Annotated in this window: 21 protein-coding genes and 1 pseudogene; 11 read left to right on the top strand and 11 right to left on the bottom strand. The window is 62.5% G+C overall.

The window, feature by feature from the left end; all coding sequences use genetic code 11:
- Nucleotides 1–129 precede the first annotated feature (129 nt).
- From guaB to CKY51_RS03395, 5 genes are all read left to right on the top strand, one after another.
- Complete coding sequence (guaB, locus tag CKY51_RS03415) at nucleotides 130–1,587, top strand: IMP dehydrogenase (RefSeq protein WP_022974272.1); 1,458 nt, start codon at nucleotides 130–132, stop codon at nucleotides 1,585–1,587.
- Nucleotides 1,588–1,740: 153 nt separating this feature from the next.
- Complete coding sequence (gene guaA / locus CKY51_RS03410) at nucleotides 1,741–3,306, top strand: glutamine-hydrolyzing GMP synthase (protein WP_152248890.1); 1,566 nt, start codon at nucleotides 1,741–1,743, stop codon at nucleotides 3,304–3,306.
- A 300-nt stretch (nucleotides 3,307–3,606) separates the two neighbouring features.
- Nucleotides 3,607–4,863: a tyrosine-type recombinase/integrase gene (locus tag CKY51_RS03405; protein ID WP_152248889.1), complete on the top strand. Its 1,257-nt coding sequence runs from the start codon at nucleotides 3,607–3,609 to the stop codon at nucleotides 4,861–4,863.
- A 58-nt stretch (nucleotides 4,864–4,921) separates the two neighbouring features.
- The gene (locus CKY51_RS03400; RefSeq protein ID WP_031340802.1) at nucleotides 4,922–5,197 is read left to right on the top strand and encodes a hypothetical protein; all 276 of its coding nucleotides are present in this window, start codon (nucleotides 4,922–4,924) and stop codon (nucleotides 5,195–5,197) included.
- A gap of 4 nt (nucleotides 5,198–5,201) precedes the next feature.
- Nucleotides 5,202–5,726: a helix-turn-helix transcriptional regulator gene (locus tag CKY51_RS03395; RefSeq protein ID WP_031340801.1), complete on the top strand. Its 525-nt coding sequence runs from the start codon at nucleotides 5,202–5,204 to the stop codon at nucleotides 5,724–5,726.
- A gap of 16 nt (nucleotides 5,727–5,742) precedes the next feature.
- Here CKY51_RS03395 and CKY51_RS03390 read toward each other — a convergent pair whose 3' ends face one another.
- A complete protein-coding gene (locus tag CKY51_RS03390) occupies nucleotides 5,743–6,174 on the bottom strand; it encodes a helix-turn-helix transcriptional regulator (protein ID WP_244952506.1) in 432 nt (143 codons plus the stop codon).
- An 83-nt stretch (nucleotides 6,175–6,257) separates the two neighbouring features.
- Between CKY51_RS03390 and CKY51_RS03385 the strand changes: the two genes are divergently transcribed.
- Together CKY51_RS03385 and CKY51_RS03380 are read left to right on the top strand one after the other, a co-directional pair.
- Entirely contained in the window at nucleotides 6,258–7,184 is a 927-nt protein-coding gene (locus CKY51_RS03385) for a PDDEXK family nuclease (RefSeq protein WP_211904860.1), read from the top strand.
- Nucleotides 7,185–7,193: 9 nt separating this feature from the next.
- Nucleotides 7,194–8,546: an RES family NAD+ phosphorylase gene (locus CKY51_RS03380; RefSeq protein ID WP_152248887.1), complete on the top strand. Its 1,353-nt coding sequence runs from the start codon at nucleotides 7,194–7,196 to the stop codon at nucleotides 8,544–8,546.
- A 113-nt stretch (nucleotides 8,547–8,659) separates the two neighbouring features.
- On the opposite strand, the gene CKY51_RS03375 is transcribed toward CKY51_RS03380, so the two are convergent.
- On the bottom strand, nucleotides 8,660–11,326 hold the full coding sequence (locus tag CKY51_RS03375) for an AAA family ATPase (protein WP_152248886.1): 2,667 nt from the start codon (nucleotides 11,324–11,326) through the stop codon (nucleotides 8,660–8,662).
- Between the two features lie 529 nt (nucleotides 11,327–11,855).
- Here CKY51_RS03375 and CKY51_RS03365 point away from each other — a divergent pair.
- Nucleotides 11,856–12,251 (top strand): hypothetical protein, encoded by a 396-nt coding sequence (locus tag CKY51_RS03365; RefSeq protein WP_022971938.1) that lies wholly within the window; start codon nucleotides 11,856–11,858, stop codon nucleotides 12,249–12,251.
- Nucleotides 12,252–12,722: 471 nt separating this feature from the next.
- Here the strand turns inward: CKY51_RS03365 and CKY51_RS03355 are convergent.
- Nucleotides 12,723–12,869: pseudogene (locus CKY51_RS03355) on the bottom strand (transposase); the annotation flags it as partial.
- A gap of 385 nt (nucleotides 12,870–13,254) precedes the next feature.
- A complete protein-coding gene (locus CKY51_RS03345; protein WP_152248884.1) occupies nucleotides 13,255–13,668 on the bottom strand; it encodes a winged helix-turn-helix transcriptional regulator in 414 nt (137 codons plus the stop codon).
- Between the two features lie 92 nt (nucleotides 13,669–13,760).
- Between CKY51_RS03345 and CKY51_RS03340 the strand changes: the two genes are divergently transcribed.
- Nucleotides 13,761–14,699 (top strand): aromatic alcohol reductase, encoded by a 939-nt coding sequence (locus CKY51_RS03340; RefSeq protein ID WP_152248883.1) that lies wholly within the window; start codon nucleotides 13,761–13,763, stop codon nucleotides 14,697–14,699.
- 287 nt (nucleotides 14,700–14,986) lie between these two features.
- On the opposite strand, the gene CKY51_RS03335 is transcribed toward CKY51_RS03340, so the two are convergent.
- Nucleotides 14,987–16,054, bottom strand: coding sequence for an aldo/keto reductase (locus CKY51_RS03335; RefSeq protein ID WP_022971941.1), 1,068 nt, complete (start codon nucleotides 16,052–16,054; stop codon nucleotides 14,987–14,989).
- A gap of 451 nt (nucleotides 16,055–16,505) precedes the next feature.
- On the opposite strand from CKY51_RS03335, the gene CKY51_RS03330 reads away from it, so the two are divergent.
- Nucleotides 16,506–17,615, top strand: a complete 1,110-nt coding sequence (locus CKY51_RS03330; RefSeq protein WP_244952505.1) for a glycoside hydrolase family 43 protein — start codon at nucleotides 16,506–16,508, stop codon at nucleotides 17,613–17,615.
- Nucleotides 17,616–17,711: 96 nt separating this feature from the next.
- Here CKY51_RS03330 and CKY51_RS03325 read toward each other — a convergent pair whose 3' ends face one another.
- Entirely contained in the window at nucleotides 17,712–20,105 is a 2,394-nt protein-coding gene (locus CKY51_RS03325) for a YbcC family protein (RefSeq protein ID WP_022971943.1), read from the bottom strand.
- A gap of 25 nt (nucleotides 20,106–20,130) precedes the next feature.
- Nucleotides 20,131–21,699: a proton-conducting transporter transmembrane domain-containing protein gene (locus CKY51_RS03320; protein ID WP_031339459.1), complete on the bottom strand. Its 1,569-nt coding sequence runs from the start codon at nucleotides 21,697–21,699 to the stop codon at nucleotides 20,131–20,133.
- Nucleotides 21,700–21,806: 107 nt separating this feature from the next.
- Between CKY51_RS03320 and CKY51_RS03315 the strand changes: the two genes are divergently transcribed.
- Nucleotides 21,807–22,718, top strand: a complete 912-nt coding sequence (locus tag CKY51_RS03315) for a LysR family transcriptional regulator (protein ID WP_152248882.1) — start codon at nucleotides 21,807–21,809, stop codon at nucleotides 22,716–22,718.
- A gap of 38 nt (nucleotides 22,719–22,756) precedes the next feature.
- Here CKY51_RS03315 and CKY51_RS03310 read toward each other — a convergent pair whose 3' ends face one another.
- The 4 genes from CKY51_RS03310 to CKY51_RS03295 all read right to left on the bottom strand — a co-directional run bounded on the left by CKY51_RS03310 (nucleotide 22,757) and on the right by CKY51_RS03295 (nucleotide 26,520).
- The gene (locus CKY51_RS03310; RefSeq protein ID WP_022971946.1) at nucleotides 22,757–23,986 is read right to left on the bottom strand and encodes an NAD(P)/FAD-dependent oxidoreductase; all 1,230 of its coding nucleotides are present in this window, start codon (nucleotides 23,984–23,986) and stop codon (nucleotides 22,757–22,759) included.
- The gene (locus CKY51_RS03305; RefSeq protein ID WP_022971947.1) at nucleotides 23,983–24,291 is read right to left on the bottom strand and encodes a 2Fe-2S iron-sulfur cluster-binding protein; all 309 of its coding nucleotides are present in this window, start codon (nucleotides 24,289–24,291) and stop codon (nucleotides 23,983–23,985) included. Before CKY51_RS03305 ends, CKY51_RS03310 begins: the two co-directional genes overlap by 4 nt.
- A gap of 8 nt (nucleotides 24,292–24,299) precedes the next feature.
- Nucleotides 24,300–25,481: a cytochrome P450 gene (locus tag CKY51_RS03300; RefSeq protein WP_022971948.1), complete on the bottom strand. Its 1,182-nt coding sequence runs from the start codon at nucleotides 25,479–25,481 to the stop codon at nucleotides 24,300–24,302.
- A 127-nt stretch (nucleotides 25,482–25,608) separates the two neighbouring features.
- Nucleotides 25,609–26,520: a helix-turn-helix domain-containing protein gene (locus tag CKY51_RS03295; RefSeq protein ID WP_022971949.1), complete on the bottom strand. Its 912-nt coding sequence runs from the start codon at nucleotides 26,518–26,520 to the stop codon at nucleotides 25,609–25,611.
- Nucleotides 26,521–26,757: the final 237 nt, after the last annotated feature.

Genomic DNA, 26,757 nt, shown 5'->3' with positions numbered 1-26,757 from the left:
CCCGGGTCCCGAACCCCGGCTCCCGAACCCCGGCTCCCGAACCCCGGCTCCCGAACCCCGGCTCCTCGCCATAGCCTCAGCCGTCCTTTCGCGTTAAAATGCCGCGCTTCCCCACATTCGGGTCCGCCGATGCTGCGCATCCAGGCTGAAGCTCTTACCTACGACGACGTCTCGCTCGTCCCCGCCCATTCGACCGTCCTGCCGAAGGATGTCAGCCTGGAAACCCGGCTGACGCGCGACCTGCGGCTCAAGCTGCCGATCCTGTCGGCCGCCATGGATACAGTGACCGAACACCGCCTGGCGGTGGCCATGGCCCAGCTGGGCGGCATCGGCATCATCCACAAGAACCTGACCCCGGCCCAGCAGGCGGCCGAGGTGGCCAAGGTCAAGAAATTCGAGTCCGGCGTCATCACCGAGCCGTTCACGGTCGGTCCGGACACCACCATCGGCGAGGTCCTCAAGCTCACCCGCGCGCGCAACATCTCCGGCGTGCCGGTGGTGGACGGCAGCGGACTGGTCGGTATCGTGACCAGTCGCGACATGCGCTTCGAGAAGAAGCTCGACGATCCGGTCCGCCACATCATGACCAAGAAGGATCGCTTGATCACCGTGCGCGAGGGCGCCAGCGACGAGGAAGTGCTCGAGCTGCTGCACCGCAATCGCATCGAGAAGATCCTGGTGGTCAACGACAGCTTCGAGCTGCGCGGGCTGATCACCGTCAAGGACATTCAGAAGAAGACCGACAACCCCAACGCCGCCAAGGATGCCGCCACGCGGCTGCTGGTCGGTGCGGCGGTTGGTGTCGGCGGCGATACCGAGCAGCGCATCGAATTGCTGGCGGCCGCCGGCGTGGATGTGGTCATCGTCGATACCGCCCACGGTCACTCGCAAGGCGTTATCGAGCGCGTGGCCTGGGTCAAGAAGACCTATCCGCAACTGCAGGTGATTGGCGGCAACATCGTTACCGGCGACGCCGCGCTGGCGTTGATGGACGCCGGCGCCGACGCGGTCAAGGTCGGCGTGGGTCCCGGTTCGATCTGCACCACCCGCGTGGTCGCAGGTGTCGGCGTACCGCAGATCACCGCAGTGGACATGGTGGCCGAGGCGCTGCAGGACCGCATTCCCCTGATCGCCGATGGCGGCATCCGCTACTCGGGCGACATCGGCAAGGCGCTGGTCGCCGGCGCCTCCACGGTGATGGTCGGCGGCCTGTTCGCCGGCACCGAGGAAGCCCCGGGTGAGGTCGAGCTGTTCCAGGGCCGCAGCTACAAGAGCTATCGCGGCATGGGCAGCCTGGGCGCGATGGAAAAGGGGTCCAAGGATCGCTACTTCCAGGACGCCAGCGATGCCGACAAGCTCGTGCCGGAAGGCATCGAAGGCCGGGTGCCATACCGCGGTCCGGTGGGCGGCATCGTCCACCAGCTGATCGGTGGCCTGCGCGCCACGATGGGCTATGTCGGTTGCGCGACCATCGAGGAAATGCGCACCAAACCCAAGTTCGTCACCATCACCGGTGCCGGCCAGCGCGAGAGCCACGTGCACGACGTGCAGATCACCAAAGAGCCGCCGAACTATCGGGCTGGCTAAGCGCCGGGACTCGGAGGTGCCGGAACTCGGGACTCGGAGCCCGAGTCCGGCAGAACGACTCTTCGGCGGCGGAAGCAACAGCGCTTCTGCCGCCGTTTCTTTAGCGCGAGTGGATGCAGGGAGCCGAGTCCCGCGTCCCGAGTTCCGAGTCCGATGACCAATATCCATAACGACAAGATCCTCATCCTCGACTTTGGCGCGCAGTACACGCAGCTGATCGCTCGGCGCATCCGTGAGCTCGGGGTCTATTGCGAGATCTGGGCCTGGGATCATGATCCGGCCGAGATCGCCGGCTTCGGCGCCAAGGGCATCATCCTGTCCGGCGGCCCGGAATCGACCACGCTGCCGGGTGCCCCGGCCGCACCGCAGGAAGTCTTCGACAGCGGCCTGCCGATCTTCGGCATCTGCTATGGCATGCAGACCCTGGCCGCGCAGCTCGGCGGCGCCACCGAGGCCGCCGACCAGCGCGAGTTCGGCCACGCCGAGGTGGATGTGGTCGCAGCCGATGCGTTGTTCTCTGGGCTGACCGATCACGCAGGCGCGTCGCGCTTGAACGTGTGGATGAGCCATGGCGACCATGTGTCCAAGGTGCCGCCGGGCTTCACCATTACCGCCGTCACCGACCGTATCCCGGTCGCGGCCATGGCCAACGAGGCCAAGCGCTGGTATGGCGTGCAGTTCCATCCGGAAGTCACCCACACCCTGCAGGGCCAGACCCTGCTGCGCCGCTTCGTGGTCGACGTGTGCGGCTGCGCCACGCTGTGGACCGCGGCCAACATCATCGAGGACCAGATCGCGCGCGTGCGTGAGCAAGTGGGCGATGACGAAGTGATTCTGGGCTTGTCCGGCGGTGTCGATTCGTCGGTAGTCGCTGCGCTGCTGCACAAGGCGATCGGCGACAAGCTGACGTGTGTGTTTGTCGATACCGGCCTGCTGCGCTGGCAGGAAGGCGACCAGGTGATGGCGATGTTTGCCGAGCACATGGGCGTCAAGGTGATCCGGGTCAACGCCGCCGACCGCTATTTCCAGGCGCTGGCCGGCGTCAGCGATCCGGAGGCCAAGCGCAAGATCATCGGTAACCTGTTCGTCGAGATCTTCGACGAAGAGTCGAACAAGCTCAGCAATGCCAAGTGGCTGGCGCAGGGCACGATCTACCCGGACGTGATCGAGTCGGCCGGCAGCAAGACCGGCAAGGCGCACGTGATCAAGAGCCACCACAACGTCGGCGGCCTGCCCGAGCATATGAAGCTGGGTCTGGTCGAACCGCTGCGCGAGTTGTTCAAGGACGAAGTGCGCCGGCTCGGCGTCGAACTCGGCCTGCCGCGCACCATGGTCTACCGCCATCCGTTCCCTGGTCCCGGCCTGGGCGTGCGCATCCTTGGCGAAGTGAAGCGCGAGTACGCCGAGTTGCTGGCCAAGGCCGACGCGATTTTCATCGATGAACTGCGCAAGGCCGACCTGTACGACAAGACCAGCCAGGCCTTCGCGGTGTTCCTGCCGGTCAAGTCGGTCGGCGTGGTCGGCGACGCGCGTGCCTACGAATGGGTGATCGCGCTGCGCGCGGTCGAGACCATCGACTTCATGACCGCGCACTGGGCACACCTGCCATACGACTTCCTCGGCACCGTGAGCAACCGCATCATCAACGAACTGCGCGGCGTCTCGCGGGTGGTCTACGACATCTCCGGCAAGCCGCCGGCGACGATCGAGTGGGAGTGATTTGACGTCCTTCGCGGACTATCGCCAGCTGTCGAAAAATTCACACAACTTGTTGATCTGAAAGGGGAAAGATTGCGGCTGCTATCGGTGGCTATCGCCGGCCAGCAGAAAAATTTGACGGTATAGGTGGCGGTAAAAAACGCGGCCGGATTCAGTCGTTCTCATTCACTATCCAGACTTATACCGTCTTTGACGGTAAAAGTTTTCTCGGAAAAGCTTGTTTCATGCGGCTTTCCGAGCATCAGCAGGCCTCCAGGTCCCTGACGGTAAAAGCCGTCGGAAAAACCGGAGAAAACCTCGATGCTGACCGATGCTGCGCTACGAAATTTGAAGCCCAAGGCCAAGCCCTACAAGGCTTCCGACCGTGATGGGCTTTACGTGACGGTATTGCCCAGTGGTACCGTCACCTTCCGCTACGACTACCGGCTCAATGGCCGCCGCGAGACCTTGACCCTGGGGCGCTATGGCGCTGGCGGTATCTCGCTGGCGATGGCGCGCGAACTGCTGCTGGAGGCGCGCAAATCGGTCCAGGCAGGCATATCTCCTGCGATCGAGAAGCAGCGGGCCAAGCGGCGGGTTACGGCCATCAAGACCTTTGGGGCGGCGATGGATGCGTGGTTGGCCAATGCGAGGTTGGCCGACAGCACGCGGGCCATGCGCAAGCACATCATCGACCGGGACATCCTGCCGGTCTTCCGCAACCGCCTGCTGACCGAGATCCAGGCGGATGACCTGCGGGCTCTGTGCAACAAGGTCAAGGAGCGTGGTGCGCCGGCGACGGCGGTCCAGATCCGGGACATCGTCAAGCAGGTCTATGTCTACGCCATCGCCCAGGGCGAGAAGGTAGAGAACCCGACGGATAGCGTCAGCGCTTCATCAATCGCCACCTTCACGCCGAAGGACCGTGCCTTGTCGCCGCTGGAGATCCGGCTGATGCTGCAGCAACTGGAAGCGGTGGCGACCTATCCGACGATCAGGCTGGCGTTGCGCCTGGTTCTCCTGACGCTGGTTCGCAAGAGCGAGCTGATCCATGCCACCTGGGACGAGGTGGATTTCGAGCGGAAGACCTGGACGATTCCCAAGGCGCGGATGAAGGGGCGCAATCCGCACGTGGTCTACCTTTCGAATCAGGCGCTCGACATCTTCGTGACGTTGCATGCGTGCGCGGCGGGTTCGAGGTTCGTCTTCCCGTCCCGATACGATGCAGAGCGCTGCATGTCCAACGCGACGTTGAATCGGGTAACGCAACTCATCGTCGAAGAAGCCAGGAGCAAGGGCCTGCCGCTGCAGCCGTTCACCGTTCACGACCTTCGACGGACAGGTTCGACGCTGTTGAACGAGATCGGATTCAACCGCGACTGGATCGAGAAGTGTCTTGCACACGAAGATGGGCGCTCGTCGCGGTCCGTCTACAACAAGGCCGAGTACGCGGAGCAGCGGCGTCACATGCTGCAGGAGTGGGCCAACCTGGTCGGTGCCTGGGAGCAGCGGCAGGACTACGTTCCGACGCTGATTCCCAGGAATGTGGTTGTGCCCGGATTGAGCGCAGTGGCATGACCACGAGTTGGTTGTCACTTGACAACTTTTGGTGGCCGCTACACACTGGAGGCCGCTGATGGTTCGCCCCTCCCATCCGAAGAAGGAAGTCGAGGAGGCGCTTCGGCATGCCGAAGGGCAGGGCTGGCGCGTCGAGGTCGGCGGAAGCCATGCGTGGGGGCGGATCTATTGCCCCTACAACGACCAGGAATGCCGCTGCGGCGAGTTCTGCATCACCAGCGTGTGGAGCACGCCGAAGAGCCCTGGCAACCATGCACGCGCCTTGCGGCGCGTCGTGGGCAACTGCACCACGCACCGCCGCCAGCACGATGCTGGCGAGGGTGCCCAGGAGTAGCGCGATGGAATACACCTTCACCCTGAAGTACCAACTGGCTGACGAGGACCGCGACACCGATGCGCTGGTCGAGCGCCTGGGCGAGGCCGGCTGCGACGATGCGCTGGTCGGCATTGGGCAGCCGGGGCGCCTGGCGCTGGAGTTCAACCGCGAGGCGGTCGATGCCGGGGAAGCTGTGCGCAGCGCATTGGCTGACGTACGCGCGGCGGTGCCTTCGGCACGCCTGATAGAGGTGGCACCGGACTTGGTGGGGTTGACCGACGTGGCCGAGATCGTGGGCGTGTCGCGGCAGAACATGCGCAAGCTGATGCTCGCGTATCCCGGGAGCTTCCCAGCGCCGGTGCATGAGGGCAGCACGTCGATCTGGCATCTGGCCGACGTGCTGGCCTGGCTGCAGGCTCGGGGAGGTTATGCGCTGGCGGAGGATGTGCTGGACGTGGCGCGCGTGGCCATGCAGGCCAATGTTGCGAAGGAGCGTCTGCGGCTGCCGAAGGCGGCGGCTAAGGAACTGGAGACCTTTGTCGGATGAATCGTCCCGCGCACGGCTAGATCTTTTCCGAATCCGCCCGGACAGGGCGGGTTTTTCGCTGGTGGACGTCGGGTTTGACGATGCCGGTGCGGGGTGCCTGCTTGCGTTGTTCGATCCAAGCTTCCACTTCGGCCAGGTCCCATACGACGCAGCGGGGCGTCAAGTTGAAACGGCGCGGGAACTCGCCGCGGCGCTCCATTTCGTAGATCGTTGTTTCGGCCAAAGGAACGATCTGGCGCAGCTCCTTTCGGCGTATGGTACGACGGAAGGGCAGAACGCAGAACTGCGGAAACTGAGGAAGTTCCTCATAGGCCGCCGAGCCGGGCAGCGGCGCGGCGAGGCTGTATTTCGATTCATAGGCTCTGCCCACCGGGCCTGACGGGGTATTCTCCATATCGCGCTCCATGAGTGTTGATGCCGCAGAAGATGAAGCGATGATGGCCTTCATTGGCTATCGACGAAACTCGTTGGGGCGTGTTCAGGCGTATCGACGAATAGATAACTTGCAAAGGCCGGGATATGGCGACGGTAATGGTTTCTCCAATCCATTTCGAGGATTTCAGCGGCATACAGTTTGAGCGTCTCGTCTTCGCATACCACTTGCGGGCAGGTTGGCGTGACTTGGTCTGGCGCGGTCAATCGGGGGGTGACCAAGGTAGAGACATCACGGGGACCGAGTTCTTTGATGACAGGCCGCCTCGCACGACCATCATTCAATGCGCGAATCGGGACGCCTTGACGTTAGCGAAAGCAAAAGGTGACATGGAGAAGGCGATGAGGGCCGCAGGTGCTGTGCCGGACGCCTTCAAGTTCGTTTCCCGAGGCGCCGTCTCGGACACAAGCCGCAGTCGGATTGAGAAAGCCGCGGCCGCCCTTGGTGTGGGCCATGTCACCATCTGGTCGGGTGTGGAGTTTGAGGAGAACTTGCGGCTTCGCGCTGAGTACTTGCTCCATCGTTTCGTTCGCGGAACAGATTTTCCCGATGCGAAGGCGGACATTCGCAGATTTGTTGATGATTTTCCAGATTTGTCCGATACCGATTCACTGCAGTTGATGGCCGCAGTATTTAACCGATCTGCCTTTCGCACGCCGTTTCACAAGGAAAGCTCTCTGCCGGCCTTCCGGCAGGCGATCGAAGATACTATCGGCGCACTCAATACCGGTATATGGCGCACTCGCGACGGCGATGAGATTAGACGTATTCCGTCGATCCATAACCTGAGGGATAGGGGTATCCGAACCACGCTGGAGAAGGTCGTACGCCATGTCGATGACCTCCGTCGCATTTTCGTGACTGGCCTTAGGGAGGGCGAAATAAGGCCTTGTGGCTGTGGATTTCCAGACTGCCCGACGTTCGAGCTTTCGCAACGCAGTGCAGATCAGCTGGACTCCGCTAGGCGCAAGATTCTGACAATGTTCCGGTCGGTATACGCACCGTTCAATGTAGACCTCGAATAGGAATTTAGTATGAGATTTATTTGTGCGAGCTGCGTAGGCGAGCCGTACTTGCGGCGGTTGATTGAAGAGGCGGCAACGTCTGAGAACCCATGTGAGTGCTGTAAGAAAGATCAGCAGTCTGCCGATCTTTGGGTAGTGGCAAAATTGTGCGACGAAGTTATTGATACGTTCTTCGAGGAATCCAGTCACACAATGGCAGTAGTGCATTTTGGTCGTACGCCCGCTGGCCAAGACTTGTACGAGACAGTTTCACAATTGACCCAAGCGCCGCAGGCCGCTATTGAGGTCATCGTAGAGTATCTGAGAGACCTCTGGTTTGATGCCGACTCGGGAGAGTCTCGATATGGCGATGATGACCCATGGTTTGTTCGCAAGCCGTCCATGGCAGAGCCGTTAGGGCACGCCTGGAGAGACATGGAGGAAAGCCTGCGTTCTGATGTTCGCTTCTTCAATCCGAAAGCGACTCTGCTGCTTAAAAAGATTTTCGGCGAGATCGCTGATGACCGCGATAGCGAAGGGCAGCCGGTGATCATGCTGGCTGGGCCCGAAGCTCCATTAAGAACGCTGTACCGTGGCCGTGTATTTCAAACTGACGAATCCATGGCATTTGCACTTACCTGGCCAGAACGCTTTTTGGGTTCGCCCGCCGCTGGGATCGGCGCTGCTGGACGTATGAACGGGCAAGGTCAGCCCGCCTTCTACGGCGCCACTGCTCCTGAGATATGCATCGCCGAAGTGCGTCCTCCGGTCGGTAGCAGAGTTGTACTTGCCGCCTTTGAAGTGACTCGCCCATTACGGCTACTGGATCTTCGGCGCTTGGCTAGTGTGGAGCTTAGGAGCGGGGCCAGTTTGTTCGATCGTGCAACCCGCGCTGCTGCGCAGCGCCGAGATTTTCTCAGGACACTTGGTGGCCGCCTGTCAGCACCAATAGTTCCCGAACTGCAAGATCGCGACTACCTTATCACCCAGGCGGTCGCAGACTATTTAGCTGCGCATGACACTTTGAACGTGGATGGCATCATTTATCCATCCGCCCAGGGGCGCCGTCCAGGCGAGCGAGTAGAAGGTGACAATGTGGTTCTCTTTCGTAAGGCTTGTGAAGTCACCGACGCAGATGGATCTCAAGCGACGGCCGACGTCGCATTATGGGAGTACGAAGAGGATGGCCCGGGAAAGTGGTTCAGTCCGTCGATTCTGTTCAAGGAGCGTGAGATTCCATGGTATGCACGCCGCTCAGTGCATCCCGCGCTGAGACTGAAGCGTGATTCATTGGTTATCCATGACATCACCGCTGTGCGCTACGACACCAAGCCACATGCGGTATCCGGAGTGTCATCGCTCGACGACCGGCATTATGGCTAGCTGATTAAGCAGCTAACCGTCAGCCAGTACCCGAAGGGATCCGGTGCTGTCGCTCTCTAGTTTATTTCAGCGCTACGCCCAGCCAAGACTAGGCGTGCGTGCAGCAACAAGAGTTAGCGCCTGCCTCGCAGATCGAGGCGGTCTAGCTCCTCAAGTGTTTGGACAACGGTTTCCACAAGCTCCCCGTCAAAGTCATCGCGGTCTGCCTCCTCATGAGTACCTTTGTTGAGGTACGTCCAAACAAGATTGTTAACTGGAATGCCCAAGATGCGGCCATACGCAGTAAGAAGGGGCTCTTTGTTCGCGTGGTTGAAGGTCTGGGCATCTCGCAATTTCTTGACCAACGCTTCGCATAGATTTCTCAATGCAGGCTCGGCGCCGACGCCCATCAGCGTGATATTCAAGGCGCCCTGATCATGGCTTCCAAGCCAGCGCCAAGTTTTCTCGCTTAGCATCTCCAAGGCTTGGCGAGAAGCAGCGAGCGCATCTCGGTCATTAAGCGCTTCTCTTGCTGCCCTAGCCTTGGCGATATAGTTCGCGCTTGGCACATTGCCGGTAACTCTAGGTTGGTAGTTGCCATCGTGATGTCGTAACAAGTAGACCTTGCAGGCGTTTCTGCGCTGAGTAGGCAGGTGTTGTTGGATGTCTTTTATGAACTCGTTGCTGTGACAGGTGACGATCAGTTGAATTTGAGCGAAGTGGTCGCTCTCAAAGATCACTTCTCGGATTCCTCCTCGGTGGTCATGGTCGATAGCATTTATAGCATCGTCGAAGACGATAACTGGGCAGCCGATGCTCTTCGCCTTGGCCATCAGAATGGCAAGGCCGAGGCAACGTATGTGTCCTTCGCTCAGAACGTGGAGTGCATCGAATCGAACCCCGTGATTTCCCTGGAAACTGATTTCTATCTTTTCATCGCCAGTCAACGGCAGATGCAGTGCTGATAATTTATCCTCGTCGCGATCATTGCGATTAAATGCATTATATAAATCTCTGGCGGCATCATTTAACCCAGCCATTAGCTGACCAGGGAGTTGATCCCTGTAGGATCTAAGAGCTTCAAGAAACCTGTCGTAGGCTGTCTTGTAAGGCGTGTCGCGAGCGATATCTAGCTTCTCCTGCTCCGCTTGTTCGATCAACATCGCGTTTGTTCCGTCGAACGCTTCGATGCGGTTACGCGCTGCTTCGATATTCGTTTTCAGTTGCTGCCGCTTGAGGTCTTGCGCTTGCACCTTTAGCTGGAACTCATTGAGTCGCCGACGCTCATTGATGTGCGGTTGTCGATCCCGCTGAGCCGCCCTTGAAGCTTCGTCTTGCGCGGTCATGCGATCTACTACAGCGAGGATTTCATCTAGCGAAGGCGATCCGCGCCGGTCTGTGGAGGGTAGGGAATAGATATCTGTCCACCAAAGACCGCTAGGCTCCGCAGGCAGCTGCAAAGCCCAACGACCGACTACTGACTCATCTTCTTGATGAGCTACTATGAATGCGCTTAGGGGCGAGAACATCTGCCGCAACGCGCGAGATGCTTGGCCAAGTTTTACTTCGATAGTCTTTTGTCGTTCTTGAAGGGCGCTCAACTCTTCAAGTTGCTGCAACCCGTCAGTCGCCTTCTTAAAGGGATCTGCGTAAACATGAGCGTCACCAGTCAGTGGCGTGTCGCAAGCGGGGCAGCGATCTCCGACGGTCTTCTGCAAAGCGAGAACAGAGTTATAAAGTGACTTGAAGGATACTTGGTCGCTTTTGGCCCGAAGGGAAGCAATAACCTCGTCAAGCTCCTGCGAGCACTGGTGTGCCTCTCCGAAAGCATCCTGGAGACCTTGGCGTGTGATGCCAAGAACATTCGGTGGAACCGCTCCTAGAATATCATCCAGCTCTTTGAGGCGTCCCGGAGCTTCCGCAGTACCGATCAGGTCCTTCAGTGCTTGATAGGTGAGGTCTCCTGCGTATTCCTTGGCCAGAGAGAATTCCTCTTCGTCTAGCAGTTGATGGGAGGCGGTTTCTCCACCGACGGTTGCTTGATCTGCCGCAAGCGCGTTCCGGCGAGTAGTCAAGACAGTTTGTCGCTCGCCGACCAAAACAAGCTGTCCGTCGATGCTCTCATTGAAGTGGGCTACGAACTCATTAAACTGGTCCATGCCAAAGAGTGTGGCAATCAGTTCAGTTCGCTGAGCGTTGGGCCGAGCAGCGATTCTTGAAAATGCGTCGATTCGATTTTTTTCTATGAAACAGAAGCGATAATTGTCGAGGTTTGCAACAACGTCAACCTCTCGTCCTTGTTGATCCGTTGCCTTCAGGACTGGCGGATCGAATCGCCTGTCGTGAACGTTTGCCAGATAGGTCCTGGCCGCAATGCGTTTGCTGCCAGCTTCTTCGACATCTCCGAGAAGGGCATACTCCAGTCCTTCACATAGACTGGTTTTCCCGCTGCCATTCGGCCCGTAGAAAAGGATGATCTGCTTAGTTAGGTCAAAAGGCTCTGGTGATCGGAATCCGCGAAATGGACCGATTGTAAGGTGACGCAATCTGACCCATGGCCAGACGTCGACGTTTGCTTTAGCAACGTCTACTGGAGGCGCTTCTACGGTATCGCTAAGCTCTCGCCGCATCAGGCCGACCAGAAAGGTGGAGCGCTGGCTTCGTTGTCGCGAGGTTTCAGCCAATTCGTCAAAGTTTGCGAGAGCCAAAGTTGCCAGTCGGCGTACGTCGCCTGGAACTTGTCTATCTGGTTGGTAGAGCCACCGCACGAAGCCTTCAAAATCCCGTCTCGCAGAAGCCATGCCCCCTCCCTTTGACTAACGATATTTACGGCTAGGGTGCCGCAATGGCACCAAATTACTGCGATGATCGCAACGGTTTTCATGCTTTATACAGCCACGTTGTATAAATGCCAATCCGGCTCGGGTAGCTTGGTAGTGCTGGCGCTACAACCTCACTAGGCTTCCTCTCGTAGACAGGGAGATTCCCGTCCAAGAAACATGGCCGGTCGCGCTGTCGTGCTCGTAGCGCATCGACCCGCCTGCGGGTCTCACTTCTATCGCTTCCTCGCTGCACGCTCGGCTGATGCCTCCGGCGCGGCCTCGTGGGCCGTGCCTGCGCGCTTCGCTTGCCGGTCGTCCTGGCTTCGTTTGAGACCGGGGTGGCGGCGTTGCCGTTCCCTCGAACGTACCACGGCGTTCTCGCCGTCAAGGGCTGCGCGTGCCTGTGGGCACGCTTGCGGCCTGCGGCCGTCTGCGACCCCTGACAGCTTGCGCTGCGCCGTGATGGCGGCGGTGCCGGGCAATTCCGCCCGAGCAACCGGAGATCGCCATGAACGAGAAATCGCACGTTTCGCTGGAACAACACGTCTGCCTTGTCTGCGGCAGCGCGTTCGAGACCGGCTCCCTCCTGCTGGACAGGCGCCTGCGCGCCAGCATGGAGCGCCAAACGAGGACGGGCTGGGGGCTGTGTCCCGAGCACCGGAAGTTCGTCGACGATGGCTTCGTCGCGTTGATCGAGTGTGATCCTGAGCGCAGCGCGTTGGCGACCAATGCAGAGCGCTTGAAGCCGGAGCATGCGTACCGGACGGGCCACGTGGCGCATCTGCGGCGAGAGGTGTTCGCGAAGCTGTTCGATGTGCCCTTGGAGTCCTGCCAGGACTGCGTGTTCGTCGAGGTCGGGCTGATCGATCAGTTGGAGTCGCTGCTGAAGCGCGAAGCCACCTGATCACAGTCATGGGCGCTGTCTGCCGTGAGGCGGGCGGCGCCTTTTTGTTTGCGGTCTTGCGCCGCAGCTTCCGATTGCGGTCGCTGCATTTTCGGCCCGGCGAGGCTCGCCGTGCCTGCGCGCTTCGCTTGCGGATCCTGGCTTCGTTTGGGGGAGGGGTGCGGAGTTGCCGATCCCTTCACCGTACCACGGCGTGCTCGCCGTCAAGGGCTGCGCGTGCCTGCGGGCACGCTTGCGGCCTGCGTCCGTCCGCGACCCCTGACGGCTTGCGCTGCGCCGTGATGGCGACGGTGCCGGGCAATTCCGCCCGAGCAACCGGAGCTGATCATGACCATGTCGAACCTGTCCATTCTCGATCTCGATGCGTCGCTGCACGTGCGCGACGGCCGGGGGCGCTATCGCCCTGCGTCGGTTGACCAGATCCTGGCGGCCGCGCGGCGCGTGGCCGACCTCGGCACGCTGCGTCACGCCGGGCTTGCCGAACTTGCTCAGCCAGGCGTACACGCTGTGCGTGGTGACACCCAGTCGCTCGGCGACCTCTGCCACCTTGAACCCACGATCGGTCACTTGCCGGACCGCCTCGATCTTGAACTCATCCGTATACCGCTTACTGCTCATGGACACCTCCGAATCAGTCATTTTCCATGGCCTTGAGATGTCTAGGAAACACTGGGCGTATCAGTCGGCGTCTTCGGGGGCTATCGCCAGCGATCGAAAAATCGCCGTGACATGTCGATCTGAAAGGGGGCGGGTCGCGGCGATTATCAGGGGCAGCTAATACATCTGTGACGCGAGCTTTCCGCGAAGTGGTCCGACGTGCTGGAGTCCTGGCAGGACTTCGTACTTCGAGGTCGAGCTGATCGATGCGGACTGCGTTGCCTCGCCGCGTAGCCAGGTGAGGTGCCTTACAGCGCCAGTCGCCGCTCATCCGTAGGCAGCTGGTGACGCGATGGGCGATGCCGATCAAACAGAGCCAGGGCATAGGCATCGCAACTGAAACCCACTAGGAACTTGCGTCGCCGTGCTCGTTATCGAAGTTCCGCCGGGCTTCTCGGAAACGGTCCGCATTTTCGACGATCCAGGTCCAGAGCGGGACCATCCGAATGAGCAATTCCATGCCTGTGTCTGAGAGTTCGTACTCGACCCTGGGAGGCACCTCGTCGAATTGATGACGAAGCACCAGTCCGTCACGCTCGAGCTGGCGCAAAGTCAGCGTCAGCATGCGTTGCGTTACCCCATGCATGCGCCTGCCGATTTCCGCATGGCGCAGCCTGCCGTACACCCCGAGCGTGTGGACGATGCCGAGCGACCAACGACTTCCGGCATGCGCAAGCACCTCCCGTCGCAATCCATCGTCATCGTCTCTTAGACCGTCACACACGGTCTGCGAATACTCAAGGATGTCGTCTCGATTCACAGCGATTTCGCTCCCAGTATCACGAGTGTGCCTTCTTACGTTCGCGCCAACGCATGGCTAGACTGCCCCGACTTCTTCCTTGGGCAGGATTGATGAACAAAACAGATCCTAACGCGACGTCGCAACATATTCTTGTACTCGGTGCGGGTGAACTCGGCCTCCCGGTACTCCGCAATCTTGCACGTCGGGCAAAGGGCGTGGGCGGCGCGCAGATCAGCGTTTTGCTGCGCGCAAGCGCAGTTGAGTCCAATGCGCCAGATAAGCAACAAGATATCGCGGAGATCCGAAATCTTGGAATCGAGATCGTCCTTGGCGATCTAGTGAAGAGCTCAATCGACGAACTGGCCGTGGTATTCGCGCGGTATGATACGGTCATTGGCTGTGCCGGATATGCAGCAGGAATCGATACGCCGATGAAGTTGGCGCGAGCGGCGCTGCAAGCGCAGATCCCGAGGTACTTCCCGTGGCAGTTCGGTGTCGATTTCGACGTGATCGGCCGTGGCAGTCCGCAGGATATCTTCGATGCCCAACTGGACGTGCGCGACTTGCTGCGCGGCCAGCACCTGACTGAGTGGGTCATCATCTCGACTGGCATGTTCATGAGCTACCTGTTCGAGCCGGACTTCGGTGTCGTTGATCTTCGAAATGACGTAGTGCATGCACTGGGCAGCCTAGATACTGCGGTGACGTTGACGACGCCCGACGATATCGGGGCATTGACCGCCGAGCTCGTATTTGCCGTACCCCGCATCCGGAACGAGATCGTGTATCTCGCCGGCGATACAGTGACTTACGCAGAGGTCGCCGACAAGCTGCAAGCCGCACTTGGTCGACCCTTCGGCCGTTCAGAATGGACCGAACAGCAGTTGCTGGACGAGTTGGCGCGTGAGCCGCACGACATGATGCGAAAGTACCGTGCGGCTTTTGCGCAGGGTCGCGGTGTCGCTTGGGATAAGCGCGGGACGTTCAATGAGCGCCACGCCATCCCTGTTACCGACGTGGCCTGTTGGATTGATGCAAATCTTGTTTAGGCTGGAGGAAACTGGGCATCACTCCGGCCAAAGGACGTGGCGAATGAACGCCCGGCATGACTTCAAGTTTCCACCTTTTTACAACCGTCCATGGTTTTCGCGGCAGAGCCCCATCGATCGTGGCCAGCTTGAAGGGGCATCGAAACGATCTGGCGTGGCTTTTATGGCCAGCCCGATGCGCTGTGCTTTGAGGGCGCGTGCCGGACGTGCCGTCCTTTTCAGCGTAGCGCGGCGTTCTCGCCTTCAAGGCCTACATCACCACTGCGCCAGACTGCAGTCGTGGTGGGCTACAGCGGGCGCTCGCCCACGCTCCAACTCGGTCCCTCGAATGGATGGCCAGCCGGAACCCGGCTTCTGGCGTTATAGCGTTGGATCCAACCCGGGTATGCGGCTGCCGGTCGGCTGACCTCGTCGAGTTCGGCCAGGTCCTCGCCCGACAGCGTCAGCTCCAGCGCACCGAGGTTGTCGGTCAGTTGCGCGGGGCGTTTGATGCCGACGATGACGCTGGTGACCGCCGGGCGAGAGAGCAGCCATGCGAGCGCGATCTGGGCAGCGGTCGCGTCATGCCGCGTGGCCACGGTCTTCAAGGTGTCGATGATGTCATGCACCCGTGTTTCGTCGACCGGCGGAAAGGCGATCGACGCGCGGCGCGCGGTGTTGTCTGTGTGGCCATGGCGATCAAACTTGCCGGAGAGCAGTCCGCCGGCCAGCGGACTCCAACACAGCAGGCCGATCTGTGCATCCATGACCGCAGGCACCAGCTCATGTTCGATGTCCCGCCCCGCGATGGAGTAGTAAGCCTGAAGGGCGGCGAACCGCGTCAATCGGTCACGTTCGGCGATGCCAAGCGCCTTCATCAATTGCCAAGCGGCCAGATTGGAACAGCCGACGTAGCGCACCTTGCCGCTGCGCACGGCGTCGTCGAGCGCGCGCACGACCTCGTCCAACGGTGTGAGCGGATCGAAGCCATGAATCTGGTACAGGTCGATGCGATCGGTCTGCAGGCGCTTGAGGCTCTGATCCAGCGCCGCCATTAGATGCAGACGCGATTGCCCAACGTCGTTCGGACCTGGTCCGACACGCGCATGCAATTTGGTCGCCAGGACGACCTGTTCGCGGCGCGTTTTCAACGCCTCGCCAAGCCTCGTTTCGGAACCGCCGCCGCCGTAGACGTCCGCCGTATCGATGAGGTTGATGCCGGCATCGAGCGCCTGGTCGACGATAGTGTTCGTCTCCTGCTGCGACAGGCACCCGATGGCTGCACCCGCTGGCGTCGCGGCACCGCCGAAGGTCATGCCGCCGAGGCAGAACTTCGACACGAAAAGACCCGTCCGACCAAGCTGGGCGTAGCGCATGAGAGGGGGCCTCGCTGCCGTAGGGAAGAAGATCGCAGGACACGGGGAGATCGCATTATCGAGCGGCAGTCCGCTCCAATCTATGATCGAAGCGACGCATTTCATCATCCACCGTCCAATCATGGGCCCCTTGCCGGTCGCCTCACGCCGGATGGCACTGAGATCGGTGACGTTGAACGCGCGCAGCCGGTAACAAGTAAGGTGATCGGCGCCAACAACAGCGGGGCGCCTCTTGCGCCCGAGCCCGGTCCGAAGCAAAGTTGATCGCCAAAGGGAAGTGACGGCACGGCGCCTGGCGACAAGTGCTGGAGGTCAAGGCCGGGGGTACGCGTAGCGGTTTCAAGGAAGACGTCAAGAATGCGAAGTGATCCCGCAAAGCGGCTGATATGACACTGCTGGCTTGTCGGCCATTCGTCTGATGGACCTGTGGTGCTGATGCGAGGAATGCAGAATGAGGCAGATGCGTGCGTCGGTCGGGTCGTCGATTCGCGAAAACCTGTACAGTGGTAGCTGCGCAGGCATCCGCTCGTCATCGTGGCAACGGCGGTTGAGCGCTGTCGCCGGGGTGTTTTTGCTGCTTGTGCCCTTGCTGGCCTCAGCCACCGATGCGTCGGCCGCCATCGTCCCAGGCGCTCGATGGCATGACCGTCAGGGCGCAGTGATCAACGCGCACGGCGCCGGGATGCTCGAGGCGCCGGACGGCAGTTACTACTGGTTTGGCGAATACAAGACCGCCGGGAAGGGCGGCAATGCGGCGCACGTCGGCGTATCGGTCTATCGGTCCAGCGATCTGTTGCACTGGGATGCGCGCGGCATCGCGCTTGCGGTGTCGAGAGATCCGCAGTCCGACATTGCCGATGGCGCCATCATCGAACGCCCCAAGGTGCTGCATAACCCGGCCACTGGAAGGTACGTGATGTGGTTCCACCTGGAACGGGCAGGGCACGGTTACAAGGATGCGCGCGTGGGCGTGGCGGTCGCAGATACGCCAGCCGGTCCGTACCGGTATTTGCGCTCCTTCCAGCCCAATGGCCAGCAGTCGCGCGACATGACGCTGTTCCAGGACGACGATGGCACGGCGTACCTGTTCTACAGCTCCGAAGGCAACGCCACCATGCATGTGACGCGTTTGACAGCCGATTATCTCGACACCGAGCAGGGTTACCAACGCATCTTCGTCGATCAAGCGCTGGAGGCGCCGGCGATCTTCAAGTATGCCGGGCGCTATTTCTTCATGGGCTCGGAGTGCACCGGGTGGAAGCCCAATACCGCACATAGTGCCAGCGCGGCATCGCCGATGGGCCCGTGGACCGAGCTCGGCAATCCGGCGCGCGGCGAAGACGCTGCGCTCACCTTCCACAGCCAGAGTGCGTACGTGTTGCCGATGCCGGGACAGCCAGGTCACTTCATCTACATGGGCGATCGCTGGAATCCGGAGAACGCCATCGATGGACGCTATGTGTGGCTTCCGCTGCAACTCGAAGGCGATGGGTTCCGGATCGACTGGCATGCGAGTTGGTCGTTGCATGCGCAGCAGCAGGAGCACATTCGACAGCGCTGAGGCGATGTTCTGCGCGCCGCCGACGCAGCGCGTGGAACATGCCAGGCGACCTGCTGGGGCGCCAGAATCCGACCGGTGCCACGTCGTGACTTGCGGCTAAATGCAGGTCTCCCAGTGCAGGTTGCCAGCGTAGCGCCATTTCATGCGGCCCTCGTCGTCCAGCGCGAACAGATGCAGCCAACGGTTGTCGAACAGTGCGCGGACTTGCGGGTGACGTTCGAGGATCCTGGCGATCGCCTCGGACGGTGCTTCGATCAACACCGAAAGCCGCAGCGGTTCGTGGGTCAGGCGTTCGCCATCGTGCACCGACTGCCACGGCAATCCCGTGCGCAGCAGGCCGCCGTTGCCCTCGACGACGCCGATGCCGCCGGTGACGTTGTGCAGCAGCTTGTTGCCCGCGCCGAAGAGCTCGGGTGCGACCGTCGATCCGTAGTACTGCAGGCTGATCCAGCTGGCGACGACGACCGGCGCGGTGAGGATCAACTCCAGCACGCCGAAGCCTTCGTCGCCTTGCCAGTCGTAGTCATGCAGGAAGGCGCGTCCGGCCAGGTCGCGCCCGGCCGTTCGCGATCGCGGTGCGGCGATGAAGGCCTGGCAGCCTGCCAGCGCCCATTCGGGGCGAATCTCGGCCCAGTCGCGGGCGCGATGGGCGATGTCCCGGCTACGCTCGGCGCGCGGCAGGCGCAGCGCACGCTCGCCGCGCGCTAGCGTGCCAGCCGCGGTCAGCCACTGCCTTGCATGCTCGACATCCTCGGTATGCTCGGCAGAAGGCTGGTCGGCGGTATAGAGCGTGACCGCATCGGTCGTGGTGTCGTGCAGTGCCGCCAGGAACAGCGTGTCTGCCGGAATCGCGATGCCACGCACGGCAAGACCGGCACGCACGGCAGGGTCGTTGAGCAACGAGGCCAGCAGGCGCGCATTGACTTCGCCCGAGTAGCCGCCGCACGCACCGCAGTGCAGCGCGCTCGCATGTGGATTGTTGACCACGTTTGCCCCATGGCCGGCGAGCACGACGAGCCTGGCGAAGCCGGTGGTGAGCGACATCGCCTCGAGAATGCGCTTGGCGATGGCCAGCCGGGTGTCGAGATCGAGATCGGAGGCTGGACGCGGCGCCGGGTCGTTCGGCGCGTGGTGGCGCTTCAGCGCCAAGCCATCGCGCAGCAGCTTGGCGACGTAGATCGGGCCGGTGGCTTCGACGAAGGCAAACGAGGAAATCGCAGCCAGTTTGAAACGGCCCCAGGCACGCTTCGCACGTGCCTTGATCCGCGCACTCAGGTCCGCCGCGGCTTCCGACGGTGTCGCGTCTCCAGCGCAGGTGAAAACGCCTGGGGTCAGCAACACGGGAAGACGCGCCTCGACCACATCCGAGGCAAACCGTCGATGGCCGATGCCCAAGCCGAAGAAGCCTGCGAATCCCAGCGTCTGGATGCCGGGATCGAGGCTTTCCAATGCGCGGCGGAAGACTTCCGAGCGTACGTCGATGCAGAACGCCATTTGCAGCTTGACGCGGCCGGGTGCGGCCTGCGCTGGCGATGGCGCGGCAAGCACGGTATCGAGCCGCCGCTGCGCTGCACGTTCTGCAGCTTCCTGCAGGATGCTGTCGACGACATCGTCCGGCGTTGCAGCCACCGCGGCACTGTAGGCTGCAATGGCGGTGTGCCACGGAGACGCGAGTGCCGAGCGGTAGCGCTCCAGGAGCGCGGCTTCCCAGTGCAGGCGGATGGCAAGCAACTCGGTGACGGAAGCATCGGTCCCTGCGTTCAACTCCGCTTGCCAGAGCCGATAGCGGGCGACCTGACTCCAACCGCCAAGCGTTGTCAGCAAGCGGTGGAAGTAGCTGTCGAGCGCCTCCTGGGGGAGTCCAAGCCGGGCGACGCAGTCGGCGATGGCGTCTTCGGCGTTCGATGACGCATCCGCTATGCGCTGCGCGAAACCCGTCAGGCCGGCAATCTCAGGCGTCAGATCGTGGGTCGCGATGATCCGCCATGTGCTGTATGCACCGCCGGATTGCCCGGCAGCCCAGAGCGCCTGGCCCTGGTCGAAATAGCCGGCTGCCCAGTGGCCGATGCGTTCGTTGACGATGCCCTGCCAATCGATTGCCGAGATATCGCGTGCCAGGTCGGCAATGGTCGGCAAGGCTTGCGGGGCAGGGGGGGCATCGGCCATGGCCTGCTTCAGTGCGGACAGCGTCTGTGGCCGTAGTGCTGCGGGCGCACTGTGGAAAGCGGCGTGCAGGTCTTCCTCGGCGATCTCGCCCGATGCCAGCCGCTGCGCATACCAGGACCGGGGCATGGTCAGGGCAACGCCGCCCGCGTGCCGCAGGCGCGCCGCTGCCGTTGCCAACGGCTCGCCGGTCTGGCCGAGGAAGGGATTGACCGCGACGCTGGAGGCCAGCGGCCATAGCGGGGGGATCGCGTACGTTGCGCGATGGACGGCCCCGATGATCAGGTCGGTCGACAGCGGCGATGAGGGGGACGTGGTGGTCGACATGGGCGTTGTCCTGACAAGTGTGGGGTCACGAGGCCTTGCGGGTGGACCAGCCGCCGAGGAGGCGATCGATCATGGCATTGACGTAGAGGCCGTTGGAGAGATGGACGCGGAGTCCGGCAGCGGCAGGATGCGATGCCCAGAGCGGGAACAGCGCCTGCGCTACCGCCACCAGCCCGAAGCTCAGCACCGCCAGCGCCATCAACGTCCACTCCAGCCGTCCCGGTGCCGGCGTCGTCGGCAGCACCCCGGCCGTCAGCCATTCGGCGGCGGTCTGCAGCGCGAAGTAGCCGATCGCCGCGGCGCTGGCGTAGATCGCGGTCCTGCGGGTAAGCGGGCGCGGCGCGGTATCGGCAAGGCCCTGGGCCAGCAGATAGGCGACGCCGAAGATCAGGATGGCGCCCAATGCCAGCGCTTGTGGCGACTTGTGCCCGAACCCGAAGGTGAGGCCGAAGGCAGCGCCGATCCCGACATAGATCGCCAGAGCGATCAGGAAGGCGCGGCAGACCGCTGCCCCGTTTGGAACGGCCACTGGCCCGGGCCGGCGGATGGCCGCCACCTGCTCGACCGCGCCGCCGGATGCCAGGAACGCGTGCGCCTTATAGAGCGAGTGCGCGACGATGTGCAGCAGGGCCAGCGGAAACAGCGCCAGACCGCACTGGAGCATCATGAATCCCATCTGCGCGACCGTCGACCAGGCGAGCGAGGTCTTGACGGCGGGCTGGGTCAGCATCACCAGTGCACCGAACAAGGCGGTGAATCCGCCCAGCATGGCCAGCACGGCGAGCACGCCGGGGGCGGACAGCATCAGATCGGCGAAGCGGATCAGCAGGAAGCCGCCGCCATTGATCACACCCGCATGCAGCAAGGCCGACACCGGCGTGGGCGCCTCCATCATCTCGGTGAGCCAGCCATGGGTCGGGAACTGCGCCGATTTCAGCACCGCGGCCAGCGCAAGCAGCGCGGCCGCCGCGACCAGCGACCAGGAGTGCCTGCTCCAGGCCAGCGCATTGATCGTGGCGATATCGCTGGTGCCGAGGTGCTTCCAGAGAAGCAGCGCGGCGCAGATCAGGGCGGTGCCGCCGATCGTGGCGAACAGCCGTTTCTTGCGCGCAGCGCGCCGTGCCGCCACGCGTTCTGGATAGAACAGCAGCAGGCGATTCAGCGCGACGCTGGTGCTGATCCAGGCAATGACCACTTGGACCAGATTGCCGGCCTGCACCAGCAGCAGCACGGCCGCGAGCGCGATACACAGCCAGCCGGTGAAATAGCCCTGGCGCGCCTCGCCATCCAGATAGGTACGTGCGTATCGCACCACGATCCAGCCGACGAATGCCACCAACAGCAACATGACCGTGCTCACGGCGTCGAGTCGTGCGGACAGGCCGATGCCGTCCCAGCCGATCAGTGGGCTGGTTGCAGTACCGCGCAGTAGCAGTAGCGCCAGCGATGCCATCGCGATCACCAAGGCGCCGAGTGAGGCCCCTTCCGCGAAGGTGGTGGCCCAGCGTGGGCGTCGGCCGCTCCCGACGAAGCCGAAGACGGCGGCGACAAGCAGCAGAAGCGGAGCGAAAAGTGGCAGCAAAGAGGGCGACAAGGCGATTCCCTTGATTCGAGCGCGGTGGCGGGCGGCGCCAAGATACCGATGCATGAGGTTGAATAAAAATTCATTGTTCTCACGAAATCGTTCGTTAATATCGAACAATGGCCGCTCTCAACTACAATCACCTGCGCTACTTCTGGGCGGTTGCCCATGACGGCAATCTCACCCGCACCGCAGAACGGCTCAGCGTTACGCAGTCGGCGTTGTCGGTACAGATCCGCAAGCTCGAGGAACGCCTCGGCCATGCGCTGTTCGAGCGCCGCGGGCGCCAACTCCATCTGACCGAGGCCGGGCAGATCGTCCTCGACCACGCCGATGCCATCTTTGCCACCGGCGATGAGTTGCTGGGCACACTGCGGCAGACTGGCGCAGCGCGACATGCGCTGCGCGTCGGTTCGCTGGCCACGCTGTCGCGCAACTTCCAGATGGAGTTCCTGCGCCCGGTCCTCGGCCGCGCCGACATCGATCTCATTCTTCGCTCCGGGGGCGCGGCCGAACTGTTGCGGGCGCTGGAGGCGCTCAACCTCGACGTCGTGCTACTGAATCAGGCCCCGCCTGGCGATGCATTGACTCCGTTTGTCACCCACCGGCTCGCAGGGTGGCCGGTCAGCCTGGTGGGGACGCCGGATCGGCTGGGGCACGCCGCGAGCTTCGCAGATCGGCTCCGACGCCATCCCATCATCCTGCCGACGGTGGACAGCAGTGTGCGCATCGGCTTCGATGCCTTGGCCGATCGGCTGGGCGTGCGGCCACAGATCGTTGCCGAAGTGGAGGACATGGCGATGATGCGATTGCTTGCCCGTGAGGACATCGGCCTGGCCGTTCTTCCACCCATCGTGGTCAAGGACGAGATTGCCGCCGGGATGCTGGTGGAGGGCGATCAATTGCCGGAGATCGTGGAGACGTTTTATGCCGTCACCATGTCGCGGCGTTTCCCGAATCCCTTGGTTCGGCTGCTGCTGCAGCCTGCGGCCACACCGGACGACAGCCTCGCTGCGGCGCGAGAACAATAGATCCATGCAGGACCGGCCGCTGCGACGGCGACGCCGACTCAGCGGAGCGGGCTGTCCAGCGCAACATCGCTCATGCCTGCTTGCTGTGGGGTGGGCGACCTGCCTGCATTGAGCAGTTTGCGTGCGGCCAGGTGATCCTGCGGGCGATTGACGGAGTCGACGGCGCACAGCCGGCCGTTGGTGAAATAGCACACCGAAAATGCATTGGCCGCGATATCGCCGCGGACCACCGCGCGGTCGTGGCCTGCGGTGAGGCCGACCATCTGCAAGGTGACATCGTATTGGTCCGACCAGAACCAGGGCTGTGCCGGACAGGGCCGATGCTGGCCGAGTAACGAGGCGGCTGCGGACTTGCCCTGTTCGATGGCGTTCTGCACCGACTCCAGCCGCAGGCGGTCGCCTCCCGCCAGTTGCCTGATGGTGCAATCGCCTGCGGCCACGATGGTCGGATCGCTGGTGCGCGTGCAGTCGTCCACCAGCACAGCACCGCCTTCGCAGGTCAGGCCAGCGTGTTGCGCCAGCTCACCATTGGGGACGGCGCCAATGCCGGCGATGACCAAGTCGGCAGGCAGCTCCCGGCCATCGTGCAAGTGGACTGCGCTCACGCGACCATCGGCACCGCTCAGCGCCTCCACGCCAACGCCCAATTCGACCGCGACCCCGTTCGCGCGATGCAAGCCGATGAAGAAGTCCGACAGCAAGGGCGTCATTGCCCGTGCCAGGAGTCGGTTGGCGGCTTCCAGGACCACCACCTGCTTTCCGAGCCGTCGTGCGACTGCGGCGAATTCAAGCCCGATGAAGCCGCCACCGATCACCACGATCCGATGACTCTGCGGCAGCACGGCGGCAATCGCTTGCGCATCGGCCATACTGCGCAAGCGTCGCACGTTGTCCAGCGCTGCGCCGGCAACCGTCAGTGGACGCGCGCGCGCGCCGGTTGCCAGACAGAGTCCCGCATAACGCAGTGGATCGCCGTCCTGCAACTGCAAGGTTTGGTTGGCACGGTCGATACGCACGACAGCACTATTGGGCCGCCAGTCGATCTGCTTGCGAGCCAATGCTGCGAGCGCACGAATGCTCAGCTGCGCGTCGCTCAGTTCGCCGAGGAGATAGGCCTTGGAGAGCGGCGGCCGATGATACGGCGGGAAGGCTTCGTCGCCGAGCAGGACGATCGAGCCGTCATAGCCCCCGATGCGCAGGGATTCGGCCGTCTGCAGACCAGCCTGGCCGGCACCGACGATGACCATGCCGCCTACGCGTGGATTCATGTCTGGCGATCCGGGAAGCGAATCGTCATCGCGTTCACCGGGGTGATCTGGCAGGCCAGGCGGCTATTGTCGCGCCGCTCGGCGGCCACGTTGCCGAGCATGGCCGCTTCCATCTCCAGCAGCGGTAGGTCTTCGCCGCCGGCTTCCACATAGCAATGGCAGGTCGCGCATGCGCAGGAACCGCCGCATTGCGCTTCGATCCCGTCGATGCCATGGTGCATTGCACCTTGCATCAGGCTCCAGCCCGGCTCCAGGTCGATCACGATGGCCTGGCCGTCCGGTTCGATGTAGGTCACCTTCGGCATGCGTCCTCCTAGTGCGCGCGCATCGGCAGATGCGACAGCCCGCGCGTGATGCTGTTGGGCACGCGTTGTACCGGCCCGGTCAGGATGAAGCCATCGATATGGCGGGCGAGGGCCGAGAACACCGCCAGACCTTCCAGTTTGGCAAGCGCTTGACCGGCGCAGTTGTGGGTCGCCAGGCCAAATCCCAGATGGTCGGTGGGATGACGGTCGATATCGAACGTGTCGGGCGCGCGGTAGTGGCGTTCGTCGCGGTTGGCCGAGGCATAGCTGATGACCACCCGTGCGCCGGCGGGAAGCACCACGCCTTCGCCCAGGTCGACCTCACGGGTGGTGACGCGCGCCAGGTGTTGCAACGGACTATCGATGCGGATGATTTCCAGAAAGGCGGCGGCCGCCTTGGCAGGGTCCCGGCGGAGCCTGTCCCACTGCTGCGGATTCTGGGCGAATTGCCACAAGCCGTTGCTGATCGCGTTGATGGTGGTATCGAAGGCCGCAATCACGTAGCCCTCCATCAAGCCGATTGCCGCTTCGCGTGGAATGTCTCCCCGCCTTCCCGCCTCGGCGACGGTCGAGCCGAACCCGCCTGGCTTGAGCCGGTCGCGGTCGTAGGTGTCGGCGACGAACGCCCGCATCGCTTCAAGACGCGGCAGCGCCGCCCGCATGCGCAGGGAATCGGGACCGCAGGCGTCGAAGCAGCCGGCTGCCAATGCCGCCAGTTCGTCGCGCGCTTCCTCCGGCCAGCCGATCAGGTCGAAGATGACGTTGATCGGCAGATCGTGCGCGACATCGCGCACGCCGTCGAAGTCCCGCCGTTCGCGCAGCTGCTTGGCCAGCGCCTCGGCGCGTTGATGGATGGTGTCTTCGACGTCCTGCAGGTGACGTGGGCCGAGCCGTTCGGTGAACAGCTTGCGGGTGGCGCCATGGATGGGCGGATCGACGCAGATCAGTGCGTGTTCCCACTGCTTGTTGATGATCGGGTTGAATCCAGCGCCTTGTGCGGACGAAAAGGTTTGCCAGTCGGCCAACGCCTTGCGCACCTGATCGTAGCGACCCAGGTGGTAGACGTCGTAGCGGCGAAGATAGGCGGCCGGACCGAGGTTGCGGAGCTCGGTATAGAGCGGGTAGGGATCGTGCAGCGCGTCGTCGGCGAATAGATCGATATCGCTGCTGATGCGACTCAAGGCGGTCATGGAGTGCGCTCCGGCTGGTCTACGCCCCATCGGGCACCATCAGCCTAGGCGGCCGCAGAACGGCTGCGCTTGGCGCGGAGCGAACAAGACTTGACCGGGGGCGAACTCGCCGTCCGCACCGCCGCGATCAGGCCGGTGCAGGGTCGCGGCGATAGGCGCTTGCGCTGATGCCGAAGCGCTTGCGGAAACAACGGCAGAAATGCGAGATGTCGCCGAATCCCGCTTCCAGCGCGAGTTCGCAGATGCTCGGCCCGCGGTCATCGCGCAGGCGTTCGGCGACCCATCGCAGGCGTTGCTCGAGCAGGTAGGCGCTGAAGGATGTATCGGCGCCGGCGAAGATCATCTGCAGGTAGCGTGCGCTGATGCCGAAGTGCCGGGCGACGCCCTGTGCGCTCAGCTGTGGATCGGCGAGGTGCTGCTGGACATGCTGTTGCAGCCGCAGTCGCCACGCATGCGCGTTGCTCTTGCTCGGCCGCGTGTCTGCCGCCGCAGGCCAGGTCAGTTCCAGCAAGGTGCAGGCGGTGGTCAATAGATTGCCGCCGGGCTGCGCGTTGCCGAGCCGACCCAGATGTTCCAGGAAGCTGCCGAGCAGGGCGCAGCTCTCGTCCCGATGCGCTAGCGCGATCTGCGGTGCCAGCGTGCTGGCCAGTTCTGCACCGGGCACGTACAACACGCAAGTGCGATGCGCGCGACTGCATTCGATGCGATACGGATCCTGGGTAGACAGGACGACCAGGTCGCCGATCTGCAGGTGCGCATGGCGGCCATGCTGATACACATCGCAGCTACCGTGCATATTGCGCATTAGGTAGATACCGTTGAGGGTTGCGCTGCGTTGGGCCTGGATCGCGACCGGAGTCGAGTCGACGGTGGTCAACTGCAGCGATCCGAACAAGCGTCGCTGCATGCGGCCGTGGAAGTGAGTGGAGGCGGGTTCGATCCGCATGGTGTCGAAGGCCGTCTTGGCCAGGGTGTTCCAGTAGCGCAGGCGCGCGCCTGCGTGAACGGCCGTGGTGTCGAAGACTTCGGTGATGGGCACGGCGGTGTCCTCCGGCTGGGACAGCGGCGCGACTGTCGCTGTCGTGCTCGATGATGCACCGGAATGGGATGCGCTTGTTTTGCAGTGCATCATCCGCAGCTGGCGAGGCAGCACGATGCGGGGAGCGATCCAGCCTCGCGAATCACATGTTCGGCGAGCGCCCGCGGCCGCATGCGAGAAATGCAGAGGCGTAGCGGATTTGCCAACGGCATGCGGTGCCAGCAGCGTCATACGGCT

Origin of the sequence: Xanthomonas maliensis (assembly GCF_009192945.1) — a bacterium.
GTDB lineage: Bacteria > Pseudomonadota > Gammaproteobacteria > Xanthomonadales > Xanthomonadaceae > Xanthomonas > Xanthomonas maliensis.
Note: the sequence above shows the minus strand (reverse complement) of the source record. Positions and strands in the feature narration are given on the sequence as shown.

Coding starts and splice junctions, on each gene's coding strand:
- guaB (WP_022974272.1), top strand. CDS start 130: ATGCTGCGCATCCAGGCTGAAGCTCTTACCTACGACGACGTCTCGCTC.
- guaA (WP_152248890.1), top strand. CDS start 1,741: ATGACCAATATCCATAACGACAAGATCCTCATCCTCGACTTTGGCGCG.
- CKY51_RS03405 (WP_152248889.1), top strand. CDS start 3,607: ATGCTGACCGATGCTGCGCTACGAAATTTGAAGCCCAAGGCCAAGCCC.
- CKY51_RS03400 (WP_031340802.1), top strand. CDS start 4,922: ATGGTTCGCCCCTCCCATCCGAAGAAGGAAGTCGAGGAGGCGCTTCGG.
- CKY51_RS03395 (WP_031340801.1), top strand. CDS start 5,202: ATGGAATACACCTTCACCCTGAAGTACCAACTGGCTGACGAGGACCGC.
- CKY51_RS03390 (WP_244952506.1), bottom strand. CDS start 6,174: ATGAAGGCCATCATCGCTTCATCTTCTGCGGCATCAACACTCATGGAG.
- CKY51_RS03385 (WP_211904860.1), top strand. CDS start 6,258: ATGGTTTCTCCAATCCATTTCGAGGATTTCAGCGGCATACAGTTTGAG.
- CKY51_RS03380 (WP_152248887.1), top strand. CDS start 7,194: ATGAGATTTATTTGTGCGAGCTGCGTAGGCGAGCCGTACTTGCGGCGG.
- CKY51_RS03375 (WP_152248886.1), bottom strand. CDS start 11,326: ATGGCTTCTGCGAGACGGGATTTTGAAGGCTTCGTGCGGTGGCTCTAC.
- CKY51_RS03365 (WP_022971938.1), top strand. CDS start 11,856: ATGAACGAGAAATCGCACGTTTCGCTGGAACAACACGTCTGCCTTGTC.
- CKY51_RS03340 (WP_152248883.1), top strand. CDS start 13,761: ATGAACAAAACAGATCCTAACGCGACGTCGCAACATATTCTTGTACTC.
- CKY51_RS03335 (WP_022971941.1), bottom strand. CDS start 16,054: ATGCGCTACGCCCAGCTTGGTCGGACGGGTCTTTTCGTGTCGAAGTTC.
- CKY51_RS03330 (WP_244952505.1), top strand. CDS start 16,506: ATGAGGCAGATGCGTGCGTCGGTCGGGTCGTCGATTCGCGAAAACCTG.
- CKY51_RS03325 (WP_022971943.1), bottom strand. CDS start 20,105: ATGTCGACCACCACGTCCCCCTCATCGCCGCTGTCGACCGACCTGATC.
- CKY51_RS03315 (WP_152248882.1), top strand. CDS start 21,807: ATGGCCGCTCTCAACTACAATCACCTGCGCTACTTCTGGGCGGTTGCC.
- CKY51_RS03310 (WP_022971946.1), bottom strand. CDS start 23,986: ATGAATCCACGCGTAGGCGGCATGGTCATCGTCGGTGCCGGCCAGGCT.
- CKY51_RS03305 (WP_022971947.1), bottom strand. CDS start 24,291: ATGCCGAAGGTGACCTACATCGAACCGGACGGCCAGGCCATCGTGATC.
- CKY51_RS03300 (WP_022971948.1), bottom strand. CDS start 25,481: ATGACCGCCTTGAGTCGCATCAGCAGCGATATCGATCTATTCGCCGAC.